At 70.7% G+C, this 16,559-nt stretch carries 13 protein-coding genes; 5 read left to right on the plus strand and 8 right to left on the minus strand.

The window, feature by feature from the left end:
* Positions 1 to 120 precede the first annotated feature (120 nt).
* Together CCN37_RS02925 and CCN37_RS02930 are read right to left on the minus strand one after the other, a co-directional pair.
* Positions 121 to 681, minus strand: coding sequence for a molybdenum cofactor guanylyltransferase (locus CCN37_RS02925; RefSeq protein WP_086819056.1), 561 nt, complete (start codon positions 679 to 681; stop codon positions 121 to 123).
* A 13-nt stretch (positions 682 to 694) separates the two neighbouring features.
* A complete protein-coding gene (locus tag CCN37_RS02930) occupies positions 695 to 1,903 on the minus strand; it encodes a cytochrome P450 (protein WP_143261392.1) in 1,209 nt (402 codons plus the stop codon).
* A gap of 234 nt (positions 1,904 to 2,137) precedes the next feature.
* On the opposite strand from CCN37_RS02930, the gene CCN37_RS02935 reads away from it, so the two are divergent.
* The gene (locus CCN37_RS02935) at positions 2,138 to 3,910 is read left to right on the plus strand and encodes a serine/threonine-protein kinase (RefSeq protein WP_168200495.1); all 1,773 of its coding nucleotides are present in this window, start codon (positions 2,138 to 2,140) and stop codon (positions 3,908 to 3,910) included.
* Between the two features lie 33 nt (positions 3,911 to 3,943).
* Here CCN37_RS02935 and CCN37_RS02940 read toward each other — a convergent pair whose 3' ends face one another.
* Together CCN37_RS02940 and CCN37_RS02945 are read right to left on the minus strand one after the other, a co-directional pair.
* Positions 3,944 to 5,308, minus strand: coding sequence for an NlpC/P60 family protein (locus CCN37_RS02940; protein ID WP_086819059.1), 1,365 nt, complete (start codon positions 5,306 to 5,308; stop codon positions 3,944 to 3,946).
* A 319-nt stretch (positions 5,309 to 5,627) separates the two neighbouring features.
* Positions 5,628 to 7,166, minus strand: coding sequence for an AMP-binding protein (locus CCN37_RS02945; protein ID WP_086819060.1), 1,539 nt, complete (start codon positions 7,164 to 7,166; stop codon positions 5,628 to 5,630).
* Between the two features lie 121 nt (positions 7,167 to 7,287).
* On the opposite strand from CCN37_RS02945, the gene CCN37_RS02950 reads away from it, so the two are divergent.
* The 4 genes from CCN37_RS02950 to CCN37_RS02965 all read left to right on the plus strand — a co-directional run bounded on the left by CCN37_RS02950 (position 7,288) and on the right by CCN37_RS02965 (position 11,529).
* The gene (locus CCN37_RS02950) at positions 7,288 to 7,773 is read left to right on the plus strand and encodes a hypothetical protein (protein ID WP_086819061.1); all 486 of its coding nucleotides are present in this window, start codon (positions 7,288 to 7,290) and stop codon (positions 7,771 to 7,773) included.
* Positions 7,742 to 9,031 (plus strand): hypothetical protein, encoded by a 1,290-nt coding sequence (locus CCN37_RS02955; RefSeq protein ID WP_086819062.1) that lies wholly within the window; start codon positions 7,742 to 7,744, stop codon positions 9,029 to 9,031. Before CCN37_RS02950 ends, CCN37_RS02955 begins: the two co-directional genes overlap by 32 nt.
* 157 nt (positions 9,032 to 9,188) lie before the next feature.
* Complete coding sequence (locus tag CCN37_RS02960; RefSeq protein WP_143261393.1) at positions 9,189 to 10,655, plus strand: flagellar basal body protein FliL; 1,467 nt, start codon at positions 9,189 to 9,191, stop codon at positions 10,653 to 10,655.
* 55 nt (positions 10,656 to 10,710) lie between these two features.
* The gene (locus CCN37_RS02965; RefSeq protein WP_246842782.1) at positions 10,711 to 11,529 is read left to right on the plus strand and encodes a DUF4184 family protein; all 819 of its coding nucleotides are present in this window, start codon (positions 10,711 to 10,713) and stop codon (positions 11,527 to 11,529) included.
* Here the strand turns inward: CCN37_RS02965 and CCN37_RS02970 are convergent, their stop codons facing one another.
* From CCN37_RS02970 to CCN37_RS02985, 4 genes are read right to left on the minus strand one after another with little or no spacing between them, the layout of a single operon-like run.
* The gene (locus CCN37_RS02970) at positions 11,530 to 13,773 is read right to left on the minus strand and encodes a cation-translocating P-type ATPase (protein WP_086819064.1); all 2,244 of its coding nucleotides are present in this window, start codon (positions 13,771 to 13,773) and stop codon (positions 11,530 to 11,532) included.
* A gap of 2 nt (positions 13,774 to 13,775) precedes the next feature.
* A complete protein-coding gene (locus CCN37_RS02975; RefSeq protein ID WP_086819065.1) occupies positions 13,776 to 14,549 on the minus strand; it encodes an ABC transporter ATP-binding protein in 774 nt (257 codons plus the stop codon).
* Positions 14,546 to 15,538: an iron ABC transporter permease gene (locus CCN37_RS02980; protein WP_246842783.1), complete on the minus strand. Its 993-nt coding sequence runs from the start codon at positions 15,536 to 15,538 to the stop codon at positions 14,546 to 14,548. Before CCN37_RS02980 ends, CCN37_RS02975 begins: the two co-directional genes overlap by 4 nt.
* Before the next feature lie 11 nt (positions 15,539 to 15,549).
* The gene (locus tag CCN37_RS02985; RefSeq protein WP_086819066.1) at positions 15,550 to 16,548 is read right to left on the minus strand and encodes an ABC transporter substrate-binding protein; all 999 of its coding nucleotides are present in this window, start codon (positions 16,546 to 16,548) and stop codon (positions 15,550 to 15,552) included.
* Positions 16,549 to 16,559: the final 11 nt, after the last annotated feature.

Raw genomic sequence — 16,559 nt, forward strand, 5'->3', positions numbered from 1 at the left:
TTCGTACTCCTAGCGGGATTTGGGATCGCTCTCTTTCCCGCTAGGAGTACGAAACGGGAAGGTTCAGACCACTCCGGCGCGCGATGAGGCGGGCGGGAGGATGAGGCGCATGAGGGAATTCTAGTTCGTGGGGCGTGGTGGGTGGCGCCAGTTGGCCAGGTCGGCGGGGGTGTCGATGTCGTCGGTCTCGGCGTGCTCCGCGGGCAGGTGGAGCACGGCGAGATCGGCCAGCACGCGGCGGAGTGAGGCGCCTGCGGGGGATTCCGGCAGCGCCCGCCGCAACGCCCCGGCGCGCCACACCCCAGCGGTCCACTGTGGACGGTCGTCGGCGTCGACGAGCACGACCCCGTCGACGCCGACGGCCAGCGCGGCGCGCAGTCTGTCCACAGTGGACGCGGTGACCCCGGGCTGGTCGACGGCGAGCACCGCGACGACGTCGGATTCCACCAGCGCCAAGCCCGCCGCGAGCCCGGCGACCGGACCACCGCCGGGCGGTTCCTCGCGCGTCCACACCACGGGCCGGGCGCTCTCCCGCGGCGGCCCGACGACCACGACGCGCGAGGCGGGGGGCGCCGCGTCGAGCACGCGGTCGAGCAGCGTCCGCCCGCCGAGCACGATCGCCGCCTTGTCCCGCCCGCCGAGCCGCCGACCCGAACCCCCGGCCAACACGATCAGATCCACGCCCGGAAGGGTCTCAACCCAGGGTCGCGGGGATCGAGGTGGGGCCGATGGTGATGAAGGACGGCGAGTACGGGATGTCGGCCGGATCGATCGCCAGCCCCAGGTCCGGGAACCGCCGGTAGAGCGAGGCGAGGGCGATCTGCCCTTCGAGGCGGGCGAGGTGCGCGCCGACGCAGAACCGGGGTCCGTGGCCGAAGCCGAGGTGCGCGCCCTGGTCGCGGGTGATGTCGAACTCCCCCGCGCTCTCCCCGAACGCCTCCGGGTCCAGGCCCGCCGCCTGGAAGGACACGCCGACCGCCTCGCCCTTGGGGATGTGCACGCCGTCGATGGTGACGTCCTCCGCGGTGAACCGGAAGCTGGTCCACATCACGGAGTGCCGGTACCGCAACGTCTCCTCGACCACGTCGGCCCAGCGGTCCCCGGACTTGGCCAGCTCCAGCTGATCGGGGTTCTGCGCGAGCGCGACGATCGCGTTGCCCAGCATGTGCACGGTGGTCTCGTGCCCGGCGAGCACCATCAGCCACAGCACGCCGACCAGCTCGTCGGTGCTGAACCTGTCGCCCGCGTCCCGCGCCTGGACGAGTCCCGAGGTGAGGTCGTCGCCGGGCTCGGCCTGCTTGCGCGCCACCAGCTCGTGCAGGTAGCCCAGGTAGGCGTTCTGCGTCGCGAAGGCCTCCTCGGGCGGCGTGGTGTGCGAGAGCAGCAGCGTCGTCCACCGCCGCACCTGGGCGCGCTCGGAGCGGGGAACGCCGAACAGCTCGCAGATCACCCACATCGGCAGCGCCTCGGTGAAGGCGGGCACGAGGTCGACGCCGTCGCCCGCCTCGGCGACGCCGTCGAGCAGTTCGTCCACGATCGCCTGCACACGCGGGCGCAGCGCCTGCACGCGGCTCGGCGTGAACGCCTTGGTGATCAACCCGCGCAGCCGCCGGTGCTGCTCGCCGTCGGTGGTGGACAGGTGCTTGCCCTGCACGATCGCGCGCAGCGGCCAGTCCTCGGCGATGGTGCCGTCGTGCAGCGCGGGCCAGTGCTCGGGCTCGCGGAGGAAGGTCTTGTTGTCCCCCGCGATGATCTGGCGCGCGGCGGCCTGCGACAGCGCGAGATAGGCCTGCACGCCACCGGGATAGGCGACCTTGACGACGGGGCCGATCTCCCGGAGACGGGTGCAGGTGTCGAGCACGGACTCATCCGCTGCCGGGAACGAGGGAATTCCAGTCGTCATCGAGAACACCTTCTCTGCGCCGAACATTTCGGGAGCACGCGGAATGTCCGAAGGAAATCAGTAGATCAACCACAAATATGCGGTCTCGCGCGCTCTGGGCTGGCAAGCATCCTCGCCACCCGTGCCCGGAACAAGATTCCCCGTGAATCACGCACCCCATCGGACTAAGGTGAACACCAGATTTTCGGGCCTTGCCGAACGGTGATGTCCGACATCCGCCTAAGATGCCCGCCCATGGGGAGTGAGCGGGTGGTCGCCGGGCGCTACCGGCTCGACGAGCGGATCGGCTCCGGCGCCATGGGCGTGGTCTGGCGGGCCACCGACACCGAGCTGGGGCGCGAGGTGGCGCTCAAGCGCTCGCAGGAGGGCGACAACGGCCAGATCCGCCGCGAGGCCAGGATCGGCGCCGGGTTGCACCACCCGCACGTGGTCACCGTCTTCGACGTGGTCGTGGATCAGGACGAGCGCTGGCTGGTGATGGAGTACCTGCCCGCGCGCACCCTCGCCGAGGTCCTGGACGCCGACGGCCCACTGGACCCCGGCACCACCGCGCGGATCGGCGCCCAGCTCGCCGCCGCGCTCACCGCGATGCACGAGCGCCGCATGGTGCACCGCGACATCAAGCCGGGCAACGTGCTGGTCAGCGAGGACGGCACCGCCAAGCTCACCGATCTCGGCATCGCGCAGTGGGCGGAGGTCACCCACACCACCAGCGGCCAGGTCGGCGGCACGCCCGGTTACCTCGCCCCCGAGGTGGCCGACGGGCACGACGCGAAGTCCGCCTCCGACGTCTTCTCCCTGGGCGCCACCCTCTACGCCGCCGTCGAGGGCGGTTCTCCGTGGGGTGAGTCCACGCGCGGACCGTTCGCGCAGCTGCGCCGCGCCGCCTCCGGGGTCACCGAGCCGATGAAGCGCGCGGGTCCACTGGAGCCCGTGCTGGCCCGGATGCTCGACAAGGACCCCGCGCGGCGGCCGAGCGCGGAGCGGGCGAAGGAGCTGCTCGACGCGATCAGCGGCACCTCGACCCCAGTGTTCTCCTTGCCCCGCAAGCGAAAGCGGCGTGCGCTGGCCCTCGGAGCCGCTGCCGTCGCGATCGCGCTGGTGGTGGGGGCGGCGATCTACCTGACGCGGCAGACCGTGGTCCCCGGCTCGCTCGGCGACCCGCGCACCGCCGACCCGTGCTCCCTGCTCGACGCGGCGGCCGTGGCCTCCTTCGGCGAGGTCACCTTCGACTCCGAGTACGGCGAGTTCCTCCGCTGCGGCCTCTTCATCAAGCAGAGCGCCGAGGACCAGGACCTCATCGTGCTGGGGCTGGAATTCGACAAGCGCGACGAGTACCCGGAGCGCCCGTACACGCCGGGGCAGCTCGGCTGGCCGCACCGTCCGCCGGAAAAGGACGGCCAGTGCGTGCGCGCGGTCGCGCTGCCCGACATCGGCCAGGTCAAGATCACCACGTACCACAAGCAGGACAAGCCCGCTCCGCTGTGCGCCATCGCCGAGGCCGCGTTCAGCAACGCGCTCGCCGTGCTCTCCCGCGGCGAGATCCCGCGCCGCCGCGAGCCGTTCGCGAAGGAGTCGATCGCGCGGCTGGAGGCGTGCAGCCTGCTGGGCGATGCCGACCTGGCCCAGGTGCTCGGCGTCCCCGGCATGCCGGTGGAGCCCAAGATCGGCGGCTGGACCTGCTACTGGGAGAAGGGCAAGGTCGAGGCCGAGATCTCACTGTCGCGCAACTGGGAGCTCTCCCCCGGCCCCGACGAGGACGGCGAGCTGATGCGGATCGGCACGCGCGATGTCTTCGTCGACACCATCAAGGCGCGCAACGACGGCGCGGACGTCTGCGTAGCGCAGATCGTGTTCCGCAAGTACGACAAGAAGGCGGCGTGGAACGACCGCTGGGACGAGCTGGTCAACGTCGCCGTGGAGACCAAGTCCGACCCGCTGCCCGCGCTCTGCGCCAAGGCCGTCGCGCTGGCCAGGGTCGTGGAAAGCCGCCTGCCCCCGGCCTGATCGGGCGCGGGGGCAGGCGGTGGAGAACGTGCGTCAGATCAGGCGGGTGGCGTACGGCATGATGCCGCCGTAGCGCACCGAGGTGACGCGCACCCGGGCTCCGGAGAACGGGGCCTCGACCATCCGCCCGCCGCCGATGTACATGGCGACGTGGTGGATGCGACCGCCGCTGTGCGCCCAGAACAACATGTCACCGGGCTGCATCTGCGACAGCGGCACCTTGCGGCCGGAGTTGTACTGGTAGCCGCTGTAGTGCGCCAGGTTGATGCCGATCCCGGCGAAGGCGTAGATCATCAGGCCCGAGCAGTCGAAGCCGATCTTGCGGTAGTCGCCGAAGGAGTCGGCGACGCCGCCGTCGCGGATACCGCGCGTCGGACCGCTGCCGTTACCGCCGCCCCACGCGTAGATCACGCCGAGCTGCGAGAGCGCCCGGTTGATCACGATCTGCGCGGCGCCGCTGCCCGAGACCCTGGTCGGCTTCTGCGCGGTGCCCCGGTTGCCGCCACCGCTGGAACCACCGGTGCGCCTGCGCTCCTCGGAGGCGGCCGCCGCCGCGGCCTCGGCGGCCTGGCGGGCCAGCTCGGCCTCTTCGCGGCGCTTGGCCTCCTGCCAGTTCTCGAAGGTGCGGCGCTGGTTCTGCAGGCCGCCGACCCGGTTGCGGGCCTCCTCCAGCTGCCGTTCGACCGAGCCGCGCTCGTTCTCCAGCTGCTCGGCCCTGCGCTCCTGCCCGGCCCGCGCGCTGACCGCGGCGTTGCGGGCGGTGTCGGCGGTGCGCTTCGCGGTCTCGGCCGCGTCCTCCTTGGACTTCGCGACCTCCAGCGCCTTGCGGGCCAGCGAGTCCTTGTTGGCCTTGTCGGTGCGCGCCCGGTGCATGTTGTCCAGCGCGGTGAGCTGCGAGCCGCTGGCCGCGTCGAGCATCCGCAGGCGCTCCAGCAGCTCGTCGGCGCTGCGCACACCCATCAGCGCGCGGATCGAGCCGACCGTGCTGCCCTGCTGGTAGCTGCTGCTGGCGAAGGCGTCGACCTGCTTGCGGACCTCCTCGATGGCCCGCCCGGCCGCCTCCGCCTCGGCCTTGGCCCCGTCGGCGTCGCGCTTGGCCGCCAGCGCCGCCGCCTCGGCCTCGTCGAGGTCGACCTGCGCCTTGTTGGCGTCCTCCATCTTCAGCTGGACCTCGGCGGAGAGCTCCAGGAGCTTGGTCTCGGCCTGGGTCAGCTGGTTGGTCAGCCTGCCGACCTCACCGGCCTTGGAGTCGACGTCCACCCGCCCCTGCTGGAGCTCGGAGTCGCTGGGGTTGGGCGGCGGAGGGGGGACGGCCTGCGCCGTGCCCGCGATCCCGACCGCGGTGACCATCGCGAGGGCCACGCTGACGAGCGTGCTGCCGCTCCTACGAGCCGACATCAACTCACCTCCCACGGCGGACCACGGTTGTTCCTGGTCCCGCTGAGCCGTCCGACGCGGTGTCACCCGCCGAACACGCAGCGCAACTGTGCACCGCTGCCCCAACTCCTGCCACTCGTAGCAGCAGAAACACGCGCCCCGTCCCTCACTCGTGTCACAAAAGGCTACAAATCGGTCACGGTCCCGCCCCGTTGCCCCGCCCGGGAGGAGAGGACCGACGCGCTGAACCTTACGCAGCGCGACGCCGCTGGGAAGCCCTTTCGGGCACCGAAACGGCCCCTCCCGCGAAGAAGGGGCCATTCGAACTCACCCGTCCAGCCTAGTTGACCTGACGGTCCTGACCAGCCCAGAACGGCTGGCGGAGCTTGAACTTCTGGATCTTGCCGGTGGCCGTGCGCGGGATGGACTCGCGGAACTCCACCGAGGTCGGCGCCTTGTACCCGGCCAGCCGCTGCTTGCAGTGCGCGATGATCTCCTGCTCGCTGACCTCGGCGCCCTCGGCGGTGACCACCAGCGCCTTGATCGTCTCGCCCCACTTCTGGTCGGGAACGCCGATCACCGCGACCTCGGCGACGGCCGGGTGGCTGAACACGGCGTCCTCGACCTCGATGGAGGAGACGTTCTCACCACCGGTGATGATCACGTCCTTCTTCCGGTCGGAGATCGTCAGGTGGCCCTCCTCATCCAGCGTGCCGCCGTCGCCGGTGTGGAACCAGCTGCCGTCGAGCGCGTCGGCGGTGGCCTCCTCGTTGTTCCAGTAGCCGGCGAGCACGGTGTTGGAGCGGGCCAGCACCTCGCCGGTGTCGGAGACCTTGAGCCGGACGCCGATGGCCGGGGCGCCCGCGCGGGAGAGCTTGCGGGCGCGCTCCTCGGCGGGCAGGTCGACGTCCTGCGGCCGGGTGCGGTTGAAGGTCAGCGTCGGCGAGGTCTCGGTGAGGCCGTAGAGCTGCTGGAACTCCCAGCCCAGCTCCTCCTCGATGCGCGCGATGGTGCGGGTGGGCGGCGGGGCGCCCGCGCAGACGATGCGCAGGGAGCCGCGCCCGGGGATCTCGCCCTGCCAGTCCTGGGCGGCGTCGAGCACCATGTTCCACACGGCGGGCGCGCCGCAGGCCAGGGTCACGCCGTGCTGCTCGACCCGGCGCAGGATCTCCGCGCCGTCGACCTTGCGCAGCACGACCTGCTTGGCGCCGAGCCCGGCCAGCACGAAGGGCATGCCCCAGCCGTTGCAGTGGAACATCGGCAGCGTGTGCAGGTAGACGTCGCGCTCCCACGCCCGCACGTGTAACCCGAAGGTCATCGTGTTGGTCCAGATGTTGCGGTGGGTGATCTGCACGCCCTTGGGCCGCGCGGTGGTGCCCGAGGTGTAGTTGATCGTGGCCGTGGCCTCCTCGTCCGGCTCGGCCCACGCGCGGGGCTCGACGCCGAAGCGCATCAGCTCGGTCTCGGTCTGCTCGCCGAGCACGAAGCGGTGCGGCGCGGTGATGCCGCTGAGGTCGGCGTCCAGCTCGGGGTCCACCAGCAGCGTCGAGGCGCCGGAGTGCTCGACGATGTAGGCGATCTCCTCGGCGCGCAGCCGGAAGTTGACCGGGACGCAGACCCGGCCGCTGGCGGGCACGGCGTAGAGCAGTTCGAGCAGCCTGCTGGAGTTGTGGCTGACCACGGCCACGCGCTCGCCCTCGCCGACGCCGAGCGCGTCCAAGCCCGCCTGCCAGGCCCTGACCCGCGCCGCCACGTCGCCGTAGGTGGTCGTCGGCACCGCGGCCGCTGGCTGGTCGGGCTCGTCGACCACGGCGGTCGCGCCGGACCACACGGTCTCGGCTCGATCCACGAAGTCGGCGACGGTAAGCGGGACCCGCATGGTCTTCGTACCTCCAGGGCCGGGAACACCGAGTGGCGGGAAGAGTACTGAGCGCTACGAGCGAGCGACAGGCACCCCCGGGATGACTCACCCTTGCGGAAGCCGGTGCCAGGATGCGGACGTGCGTCTCCAGTTGCGGCGGGCCGGTACCGGGCTCGCCATCCTCGGCCTCGTCGTCACCGTCCTCGGCACGTTCCTGCCGTGGCTGCACTCCGGCTCGGTGCTCCGCAACAGCTACGAGGCCGCTGACCTGGTCAGACGCCTGCTCGAACTCGACTCCGGGGTCGGTGGCGCGCTGCTGCTGGTCTGGCCGGGGGTCGGCCCGGTGGCCGCGCTGTGTGTCGCTGGTTACCTCGTGGGATTTCCTCGCGTCTCGGCTGTAGCGAATCTCGTGTTCTCGGCGATAACCGGCGCAGTGGGGGTGTTCGCGTCCGTCCACGCCGACAACGGGGGATCTTTGGTCGGCATCAGCTGGACGGGACCTGTGACCGTGCTGGTCGGCGCCGTGCTGGCGCTGCTCGGCGCGATCGCCGTGCTCGTGGGCGCCCCTGGACCGTTCATTCAGGGGAGAAACATTGAGCAGCACCGAGGGACAGCCGGTCCCTGAGGTTCCCGGGATCATCTTCGAGGAGCCCCAGCCGCTCCAGCAGCAGCCGCGCAAGCGCAGGACCGGCCTGATCGCCGGTGTCGTCGTGGGCGTTGTCGCCCTCGTCGGCGGGGGCGTCACGCTGGCCGTGGCGATGCAGGGCGGCGGCGCGCCGGGCTCGTCCCCGCAGGCCGCGGTGACCGGCCTGGTGGACGCGCTGAACAAGAACGACACCGTCGGCGTGCTCGACCGGGTCCACCCGGCGGAGGCCAAGGCCTTCCGCGACCTGGCGATGACCTCCTCGGCGGAGATGAAGCGCCTTGAGGTGCTGCGCGCGGACGCCGACGCGCTGAAGATGAGCGGCGCCTTCACCGCGCAGGAGGTCGGCTTCGCCGACGAGCCCGAGGAGAAGGTCAACGACCGGATCAGCGTGGTGAAGCTGGTCACCGGCCGGTTCTCGATGACCGAGGACCCCGCGCAGGCGCCGTACACCGAGAAGTTCCTCAAGCTCGTGGAGGGCACCCCCGGCGCGTCGACCAAGCAGACGTCCACTGTGGACATCGCGAGTGTCGTGCAGCGCACCGGAAAGCCCGTCCGGATCGCCACCGTGAAGGTCGGCGACAAGTGGTACCCCAGCGTCTACTACTCGCTCGCGGACTTCGTGCTGCAGATGACCGGGCGCTCCTGGCCGAAGGAGTCCATCCCGGCCGTCGGCGCGGCGAGCCCGGAGCAGGCCGTGCGCGAGCTGGTCACCGCGGCGGTGGACGGCAACACGCGCAGGGTGATCGAGCTGCTGCCGCCGACCGAGATGGCGGTCGCGCACGACTTCGGCAACGCGCTCGTGGTCGAGCTCAGCGGCGAGACCCCCTCGGACACCAAGCTGATCGAGCTGCAGACCGAGACCAAGGACATCCCCGGCGGCAAGCGGATCAGCCCGCGCAAGATCGTGGTGGAGACCGGCGGCATGCGGATCACGCTGGCCAGGGACGGCGACTGCGTCACCATCGACGCCGGTGAGGGCAAGCGCGTCATGTGCCTGGACCAGGTGCTCGCCGGGATGGAGATGGCCGCGGCCGAGGAGGGCGTCGTGCTGCCCGAGCCCGCGATCCGGGCCTTCCTCGGGATCGGCCGCAACCTGCTCGACATCGGCGTCGCCACGGTCGAGGAGAACGGCAAGCACTACCTGAGCCCGACCGGCACGATCACCGAGCTGGCCCTGACCTTCCTGCGCGGGCTGGACCCCGCGGCGATGGAGGAACTGGCGAAGCTCGGCCGCTGAGCCGCGCACGTCGAGGGGGGCCGTCCGGAAAATCCGGGCGGCCCCCTTTTGCTTGTCCCACTTTCGGGGACCCTCTTCGTGGGCCGCTGTCCGATTCGGGTCCGCGACGACCTAGTGTCGCCGTGCACAACGCGAAAGAACCGCAGGAGGACCGACCGTGAGCACTCCGGGAAACGATTCGGGCTCGCCCGAGAAGCCCGATCCGGCCGCGGGGGCGGTCCCCCAGCCGACGCCCCAGCCCGCCGAGGCCGGGCCGGACATGACCACGCCGCCGATGGGCACGCCGATGCCGCAGCCCCAGCAGCAGTGGCAGAACGGGCCGCCTCCTGGCAGCAACGCGATCTACGGGCCCGGCCCGGGCCAGGGCTACCCGCCAGGAACCGTGTTCTCCGCTCCCCCCAAGCGCAACACCGGCAAGGTCGTCGGGATCGTCGTCGCGGTGCTGGCGCTGATCGCCGCCGGGGTGACCGCGGTCTTCGCGTTCTCCGGCGGTGGCGGCAACACCCCGACCGCGGCGGCCACCCGGCTGGTGCAGGCGCTCAGCCGGGGTGACATCCCGGGGATGATGGCGAGCCTGACGCCCGCCGAGTCGAAGTTGAGCGTGGACTACACGGTCGCGTCGATGAACGAGCTCAAGCGCCTTGAGGTGATGAAGCCGGACGCCAACCCCGACCAGATCTCCGGGCTGGAGTTCGCGGCGGAGGGCCTGCGCTTCGACGAGAAGGCCGAGGAGCAGCTCAACGACCACGTCGCGGTGTCGAAGCTGGTCGAAGGCAAGATCACCATCACCTCGGACACGGCCAAGCTGCCGCTGGCGGAGAAGTTCGTCGACCTCGCCTTCCCCGGCGGTCGCGTCGACGAGCGCCGCACCATCACCTTCGACGTCGCCCAGCTCGTGCAGCAGATCGGCGGGCCGGTGCGGATCGCCTCGGTGAAGGTCGACGGCACCTGGTACGCGAGCATGTTCTACACGATCGCCGACAACATCCTCGCGCTCGAGGAGATCGCGTGGCCGAAGGAGCCGGTCCCGGCGGTCGGCACCGGCGACGCGGAGACCGCGGTCCGGGACCTGGTGCAGGGACTGCTCTCCGGCAACCCGCGCCGGGCCTTCGAGCTGTTGCCGCCGGACGAGATGGGCGTGCTGCACGACCTGGGTCCGCTGCTGCTCAGCGGGGTCCAGGCCGGTGAGACGGAGTACGGCCTGAAGATCGTCGAGCTCAAGACCACCCGCAAGGACGTCAACGGCGGCACCCTGATCGGCCTGGAGTCGGCGGTGGTCGAGATGAACGGCCAGCGCAAGACGGTGCGGCGGGCCGGGGACTGCTACGAGGTGCAGCAGGAGCCGGGGCCGGTGGAGAAGACCTGCGCCAAGGACGTCGTCGCGAACTTCACCGCCGAGGCCGAGGCGAACTTCCTCCGCACCACCGGGCAGCCGATGCCGCAGCAGCTGAAGGACTTCGCCGAGCGGATCGTGCGCAACTTCTTCAACGCGGGCGTGATGACCACGCAGGTCGGCGGCAAGCACTACGTCAGTCCCGTGCGCACCTTCGCCGAGCTGATGCTGACCGTGCTGCGCAGCTTGGAGCCCAAGGACATCGAGGAGCTGGCCAAGGGCGGCAGGTAACTCCTGGCGGGGGGTTGGGTGGCCAGCCCCCCGCTGCTGGCTTGAAGGAGCCGCGTTGCCGTTCACGTTGTCGCATCCCGCAGTGGTGCTCCCGTTGCTGCGCAAGCCTTTCGTCCCGGCGGGCCTGGTCGCGGGAGCCGTGGTGCCGGATCTCCCCTACTTCCTGAGCGCGCTCGGCGTGTCCTCCACCAGCGCCCAGGACTGGTACGGCCCGCTCCTGCCGAACGCCACGCAGACGCATTCGTTGTGGGGCTTGCTGATCGACATCCCCTTCGCGCTCGGGCTGGTCGCTGTCTTCTGGTCGCTGCGCGCGCCGATCACCGCGCTGCTGCCCGCCGGTCTGCGTCTGCCGGGGCCTGGTTCGCGGCACGTGGGCTGGCTGCTGATCTCCGTTCTGATCGGCGTCGCCTCGCACCTGTTGTGGGATGTCTTGACGGTGTCACCGTTGCTGCAAAACGGAAGCACGGCCATCGGCCTCGTCGCGGTGTGCTGGTACCTCTGGCACCACCGCGGCCGGTTGCGCTCTTCGGAGGCCGTCGCGAAGTTGCGGCCCGCGTTGCGGTGGAGCGTGATCGCGTTGCTGGTCGCGCTGCCCGTGCTGGGCTTCGCCGTGAACGCCCACGAGGACTACGAGTCGTTCAGCACGGTGTCCTCTGCGGACTACGAGCGTCCGATCACCGTTGATCACGGCGACGGCAGGACCGAGACCAGCTACCCCACCACCACCGCGCCCGCGCCGTGGTTCACCCTCGTCGAGGGGATGGCCACCGGAGCCGCCAAGCGCGCGGGCGCCGCGTTCGTGGCCGCGCTGCTGCTGTACGCAGTGGCGTGGCACATCAGCACCGCGGCTCGCCGCGCGCGAGCAACGGGTTAGCTAGCCGGTGATGCGGTCGTCCTCGGGGCGGCCGACGGAGGGGTTGGCGGAGGCGAACTTGCGCAGCCGCATGCTGTTGGACACCACGAACGCCGACGACAGCGCCATGGCCGCGCCCGCGATGAGCGGGTTGAGCAGGCCGAGCGCGGCGAGCGGCAGGGCTGCGACGTTGTAGCCGAAGGCCCACACCAGGTTCCCGCGGATCGTGCCGAGGGTGCGCCTGGCGAGCCGGATGGCGTCGGGCACGGCGAGCAGGTCCTCGCGCACCAGGATCAGGTCGGCGGCGTTGATCGCCACGGCGGTGCCGCTGCCCATCGCGAGGCCGAGGTCGGCGGTGGCCAGCGCGGGCGCGTCGTTCACGCCGTCGCCGACCATGGCGACCACGCGGCCCTCCTCGCGCAGGCGCTGGACCAGCTCGACCTTGCCCTGCGGCAGCACCTCCGCGACGACCTCGTCGATGCCGACCTCCTGCGCGACGGCGTGCGCGGTGGCGGCGTTGTCGCCGGTCAGCAGCACGGGCTTCAACCCGAGCTTGCGCAGCTCGGCGACGGCGGCAGCGGCGGTGGGCTTGACGGTGTCGGCGACGGCGAGGAGTCCGGCCACGGAGCCGTCCCACTCCACGGCGACGACGGTCTTGCCGTGGGACTCCCATTGCTGCCGAAGGGTTTCCAGTTCGTCGGGCAGCGGCGTCGCGAGCAGACTGGTCCGGCCGACGACGACCTCGCGCCCGTCGACGACGCCGCGCGCGCCGAGGCCCGGGAGCGCGACGAAGTCCTGGACCTGGCTCAACGAAGCCAGTTCCTGGCGCGCGGCGGTCACGATCGCGGCGGCGATGGCGTGCTCGGAAGCGTCCTCGACGGCTCCGGCGGTGGCCAGCAGCTCCGCGCGGTCGACGCCCTCGCGGGGGTGGACGGCGGCGAGGGTCATCTTGCCGCTGGTGACGGTGCCGGTCTTGTCGAGCACGACGGTGTCGACGGCGCGGGTGGACTCCAGCGCGGAGGCGCCCTTGATCAGGATGCCGAGGCGCGCGGCCCGGCCGGTCGCCACGAGCAGCGCGGTCGGCGTCGCCAGCCCGAGCGCGCACGGGCAGGCGATGATCAGCACGGCGAGCGCGGCGGTGAACGCGGCCTCGGTCTGCTGGCCGAAGAGCAGCCAGCCGGCGAAGGTGAGCGCGGAGAGCACGAGCACGACGGGCACGAACCCACCGGCCACGCGGTCGGCGAGCCGCTGGACGTCGGCGTTGTCGTTCTGCGCCTGCTCGACGAGCTTGGCCATCTGGGCGAGCTGCGTGTCAGCGCCGATCTTGGTGGCGCGCACGATGAGCCGCCCGCCGACCGCGACCGTGCCACCGATCACCGCGTCCCCCGGCGCGACGGGCACGGGGACCGACTCGCCGGTGACCATGCTGTTGTCGACGGCGCAACGGCCTTCGTGCACCACTCCGTCGGCGCCGACCCGCTCGCCCGGCTTCACGATGAAGAGATCATCTACAAGGAGTTCGCTGATCGGAACCACGACCTGAGCGCCGTCACGGAGCACGGTGACGTCCTTGACGGCCAAAGTGGACAGTGCGCGCAAGGCGTTGCCAGCGTTGCGCTTCGCGCGTGCTTCGAAGTAGCGGCCCGCGAGGAGGAACGCGGTCACGCCCGCGGCGACTTCGAGGTAGACGGAGCCGCCCGCCTCGGTGGTGATCTCGAAACCGGTGTGCAGCTCGGAGCCCGTGGTGAACAGCAGTGAGTACACCGACCAGGCGAAGGCCGCGAGCACGCCCATCGACACGAGCGTGTCCATCGACGCGGCGCCGTGCCGGGCGTTCTTGAAGGCCGCGCGGTGGAACGGCCATGCCGACCACAGCACGACGGGCGTCGCCAGGGCGAGCGACACCCACTGCCAGCCGGGGAAGCGCAGGCCGGGCAGCAGCCAGAACGCCAGCGACAGGTCGCAGAGCGGGATCGACAGCACGAGCGCGACGAACAGCCGGTGCCGCAGCGCGCGCACGGGGTCCGTCGGTTCAGGCTCCTGGGTGACCATCCGCGCGGTGTACCCGGCCTGCTCGATCGTGGCGATCAAGGTGCTCGGGTCGGTGTCGGCGGGCGCGGTGACGGCCGCCTTCTCCGTCGCGTAGTTGACGGTCGCGGTCACGCCGTCGAGCTTGTTCAGCTTGCGCTGCACGCGATTCGCGCACGCGGCGCACGTCATGCCACCGATCATGAGTTCGAGTTCGGTGGCCACACTGTGGGACATGGCTACAAGTCTCCCAAGGGGTCGGCCGCATACGTAATCCGGACCACCCCGTCGCTGTGCCGCTCGGCCTTCGCGTGCACGCCGAAGACCTCGCGGAAGATCGTTGGTGTCAGCGCGTCGAGCACCTCGCCCGCCGCGGCGACCTTGCCGTGGTCCAGCACGACCAGGAAGTCGCAGCTGCGCACGGCGAGGTCGAGTTCGTGCAGTACCGCCAACGTGGTCACGCCGAGTTCGCGCACCGTTGCCAGCAGTGAGAAGCGGGCGCGGATGTCGAGGTGGTTGGTCGGCTCGTCGAGCACCAGCAGCGCGGGTTCCTGCGCCAGCGCACGCGCCAGGTGCACGCGCTGCCGCTCTCCGCCCGACAACGACGTCATCGGCCGCTCGGCCAGCTCCGTCACGCCGGCGCGCTCCATCGCCACGCGCACGGCTCCGCGATCTTCAGGCGTGGCCCGGGAAACCACGCCGTGGTGCGGAGTTCGGCCCAGCTCCACGATCTCCGCGACGGTCAGCGCCGAAGTGCCGCCTTCCTGGAGGACGGCCGCCACGCGCCGCGCGGAAGCTCTGATCGGCATGGCCCACAGGTCGGCGCCGTCGAGCTTGACGGCGCCCGTCAAGGGGCGGAGCGAGCGGTAGACGGTGCGCAGCAAGGTCGACTTCCCGCTGCCGTTGGGGCCGACCAGGCCGACCACACACCCCTGCGGCACGGTCAGGTTCACGCCGTCCAAGATCGGCTTGCCTTCGAGGGTGACACCGACTCCGCCGATGTCGAGCTTCACGTCTCCCCCAACGCCCGGCCCCGGCGGAGCAACCACAAGAAGAACGGCGCGCCGAAGGCCGCGGTGAAGATGCCCAGCGGCAACTCGTTCGGACTGTCCACAGTGCGGGCCAGGAGGTCGACCAGCACCAGGTAGAGCGCTCCGCCCAAGGCAGCCAGGGGAAGCACGCGGCGGTGGTCCGCGCCGACGAGCAGTCGCACGAGGTGCGGGATCATCAGGCCCACGAAGCCGACCCCGCCCGCCACCGCGATCAACGTGCCGGTCAGCAACGAGGATGTCAGCAGGAGCCCGACCCGCGCGCGCCGGACGTCCACGCCGAGCGAGGTCGCCGACTCCTCGCCGGTGACCAGAGCGTTGAGCCGACGACCGTAAAGCATGAGCGACGCAACGGTGATCAGCACGACCGCGCTCACCAGGCCGAGCTGCTCCCACCGCGCCCCCGCCACGCTGCCGAGGAGCCAGAACATCACCGACTTCAGCTCGTTCGGGTTCGCGCGGAGCTGGATGTAGCTCGTCAGCGCCGACAGCACGTAACCCACCGCGACGCCGACGAGCACGAGCCGCGTCGGAACGAGCCGTCCGCGCTGCTGCCCTAGGGCGAACACAACGGCCACAGATGCCGCCGCGCCAAGGAAAGCGGCCGATGACACGCCCAGCGTGCCGACACCAGCGGTCAGCACGAGAACCGCGCCGACCGACGCTCCGGAGGAGATGCCCAGCACGTAGGGATCGGCCAACGGATTCGCGACAAGCGCTTGGAGGACCACGCCCGCGACCGACAGCCCGGCTCCGCACAGCGCGGCGAGCACGACACGGGGAACCCGGTACTGCCACAGGATCTGGTCGGACACAGGGTCGAGTCCGGCGGTGTTTCCCGTGAGGTGACCGGTGATCACCGCCCACGCGTCACCGAGCGGAATGCTGACGGAGCCGATCGTGGTGGCCACGATCATGACCACCACGAGCAGCACCGCTGAAGCTGTCTTCACTGGGCCGGTTTTCATTGGGCCGGGTGCAGCAGCGCGGCGATCCGCTCGACGGCGGTGGCGTTGTTGGGTCCGAAGTAGATGGAGTCGGAGAGCACCACGTGCCGCTTCGCCTTCGCCGCCGCCCACTGCGGGAACTGCTCGTAGAGCTTGGTCGCGGAGGCGTTCGGGTCGGGGTTCTGGTAGTTCACGACGATCACGGCATCGATCTGCGCGGCGGCGAGCTGTTCCTTGCTGAGGTTGGCGAACAGCTGCGGCGCGCTGTCGGCGAAGGCGTTCACCCCGCCCGCCCGCGCGATGAGGTCGTTCCAGATGCCCTTCGCGCCAACGGAGCTGAAGTCCCCGGCGCCCATGTCCATGCCGGGGATGATCAGCATGACCTTCGGCTTGGGCTTGTCCTTCACCCGCGCCTCGACCTGCGAGATCCGCTGCTTGGAGTCCTCCACCAGGCGCTCGGCGCGGTCGCTGACGCCGTAGACCTTGCCGAGGTCGCGCAGCATCGCGTAGCTGTCCTCGACGGTCTGCGTCCCACCGGTGCCGCACATCTTCGCGGGCACGTAGGTGTTCGCACCGATGGCACTCAGATCCTCACGGGTCGCGAACCCACGACTGCCGTCGAAGCCGCCGGAGTACGTCGCGAGCACGAAGTCCGGGCGCTGGCCCAGCATCGCCTCGCGCGGGATGTCCATCTGGTCGTTGAGCTTGATGCCGCCGGTGGGCAGCTTCGCGATCGCCTCGGCGCGGCCGGGCTCGTCGGAGGCGCCGTAGGACTGCGAGTTCGCCACGACGCGGTCCCCGAGGCCCAGTGCGACCAATGTGGACACTTCGGCCACCGAACCGCCGTTCATCACGACAGTCCGGGTCGGCGGGCGTTGGAAGGTGACGTCCTTGCCGCAGTTGGAGATCGTCACCGGGTAGCCCGGCGCCGTGGGTTGCTGCGCCGCACCCGTTGACGTGCCGCACCCGGCGATGGTGAGCAGCACCAGTGCCATGGCGGTGCGCTTGACCTGCATGTGATTCTCTC

The organism is Allokutzneria sp. NRRL B-24872, assembly GCF_002155965.1.
Lineage (GTDB): Bacteria > Actinomycetota > Actinomycetes > Mycobacteriales > Pseudonocardiaceae > Allokutzneria.